This window comes from Pseudomonas sp. K5002, assembly GCF_013386655.1.
Classification (GTDB): domain Bacteria; phylum Pseudomonadota; class Gammaproteobacteria; order Pseudomonadales; family Pseudomonadaceae; genus Aquipseudomonas.
This window is the reverse complement of sequence record NZ_JACARK010001231.1, coordinates 1-2,109: the sequence shown is the minus strand read 5'-3', so window position 1 is coordinate 2,109 and position 2,109 is coordinate 1. Positions and strand designations below refer to the sequence as shown.

At 61.4% G+C, this 2,109-nt stretch carries 3 protein-coding genes and 1 pseudogene; 1 reads left to right on the top strand and 3 read right to left on the bottom strand.

All coding sequences use genetic code 11. The features are described 5' to 3' along the window. A pseudogene (locus HX846_RS35175) lies at positions 1 to 438 on the bottom strand (glycerol-3-phosphate 1-O-acyltransferase); the annotation flags it as partial. 196 nt (positions 439 to 634) lie between these two features. Between HX846_RS35175 and HX846_RS35170 the strand changes: the two are divergent. After that, positions 635 to 844, top strand: a complete 210-nt coding sequence (locus HX846_RS35170; protein WP_003219353.1) for a cold-shock protein — start codon at positions 635 to 637, stop codon at positions 842 to 844. A gap of 122 nt (positions 845 to 966) precedes the next feature. Here the strand turns inward: HX846_RS35170 and HX846_RS35165 are convergent, their stop codons facing one another. Beyond that, positions 967 to 1,344, bottom strand: coding sequence for a hypothetical protein (locus HX846_RS35165; protein ID WP_178967250.1), 378 nt, complete (start codon positions 1,342 to 1,344; stop codon positions 967 to 969). A gap of 77 nt (positions 1,345 to 1,421) precedes the next feature. Next, positions 1,422 to 2,109 (bottom strand): methyltransferase domain-containing protein (locus tag HX846_RS35160; RefSeq protein ID WP_178967249.1); only part of this gene is annotated, 688 nt, incomplete at its 5' end.

Below are 2,109 nucleotides of genomic sequence, written 5' to 3'. Positions count from 1 at the left end.
GGCGAACAGCTGTTGCCCGGGGCTGGACTCGCTGTCGGGCGACTGGCCCCAGAACACGCTGACTGGAATGATCTGTGATTTCTCTTCGGCGTGTTGGGTGAGCACATCCACCAGGCGGGTCAGGGTGGGTGGGGCCCCACGCTTGTCCTGGCGCCCCAGCCAGTCGGGGTCGGGCGTCAGGTAGAAGAACGCCGCCGGCTCCATCAGCGGGCCGACCGACACCGGCAGCACCGGGCGCGGCAGGCCGGCCTTGGTACATTCGGTATCAACCACCGCCAATTCGGTGAGGGATGGAGATTGCAGGACGTAAAACACCGGACGACTGCGGTCGAGGTTCAAGGTAAGGGACGACTGGTTGATCGTCTCTGAGCGAACCCAGAGGTACAACAGCCGGCGCAAGGTGCCAAATACCAGACGGCGAAAGGGAGAACGGGTCATACGGCTTCTGCTTTGAGTGGGGAAATAAACCGGGCAGGTGCTCGGGGCGCTAGTGTGCAGTATTAGCCGAAAATCGGCAAAAAAGCGGCGAAGTAATCTTGAGTTGAAGCTTTTTGAGCCTGTCTTATACTCGGCAGTTCAACTGCGACGACTCAACAATAAACGTACTTATAAAAAGCATGTGGGAGCAAAACAGATGGCAACGCGCGAAACCGGCAATGTGAAGTGGTTCAACGACGCCAAGGGCTATGGCTTTATCCAGCGGGAAGATGGCAAGGATGTGTTTGTGCACTACCGCGCCATTCGCGGTGAAGGGCATCGTTCATTGGCCGAAGGCCAGCAGGTGGAATACGCCGTGGTGACGGGAGAGAAGGGCTTGCAGGCTGAGGATGTGGTGGGCCTGTAACCTTGGCGTGATCGTTCCCACGCTCTGCGTGGGAATGCTTCTTTGGACGCTCCGCGTCTGCTTTTAATCGTGACGCGGAGCGTCACAGGTTGCATTCCCACGCAGAGCGTGGGAACGATCCCTCAGGTTGTTTTCCAGGTGATCTGCTCTTCACCGTCGGCGCTGATACGAATCCAGGTATCCGCGCTTTCTTCACCTTCTTCTTCTACCCAGCTGCCCGGCGCGCAACGCACTTCGACGTTCAGCGCGGCAAAGGCTGCGCGGGCGCAGGCGATGTCGTCTTCCCACGGAGTCTGGTCGCTTTCCAGGTACAGGCTGTTCCATTTGCCTACGGCTTTCGGCAGCCAGGTGACCGGTACGCTGCCGGCTTTGCACTTGTAGGTCTGGCCGCGCTGGATCCAGTCGGTGCACGGGCCCAGGGCGGCGCCCAACCAGGCGGCGATGGCCTTGTGGTCGACGTCGGCGTCCTTGAGGTAAATCTCGATATCAGGTTGGCGCATGGATGTTCCTCGTTGCGGGATTTTGAAAATCCATTCGCGGATTCGGTGTGGGCCCCGAGGCCCACAAAAATAATGGGTTATTGAAGCACGAAATAGTCGTAGCGCATCGACACAGTGACCAGCAGCGGTTCGGCGGCTTCGATCACCCGGGCCCGGCGTTCGGCACTCGCGCGCCAGCCGTGGGGCGTCATCGCCAGCAGGTTGGCGCGATCCTTGGGATCGGCCAGGCTGAGCTTGAACTCCAGGGTTTCGCTGTGTTGCAGGCTCATGCCCTGCGGCACCAGCGCCAGGTGCTTGTCGTCGGTGTACTCGCGCACTTCGTCGTACAAACGCTCACGCAGCTCCATCAGGTGGCCGCGGGTCGGGCCGACTTTCATCAAACCACCGCCCGGGCTGAGCAGGCGCTTGGCCTCCAGCCAGTCCAGTGGGCTGAACACGCTGGCCAGGAACTGGCAACTGGCATCGGCCAACGGCACCCGGGCCATGCTGGCGATCAACCAGGTCACCGTGGGGTTGCGCTTGCAGGCGCGCTTGACCGCTTCCTTGGAAATATCCAGGGCATAACCATCGGCGCGGAGCAGGGCGTCGGCGATCTGCGCGGTGTAGTAACCCTCGCCACAACCGATGTCGAGCCAGCGCTGGGGTTTGCGTTCAGCGGCCAGTTCGGCCAGGCGCCGGGCCACCGGGGCGTAGTGCCCGGCGTTGAGGAAGTCGCGGCGCGCTTCCACCATTGCCAGGTTGTCGCCCGGGTCCCGACTGTTCTTG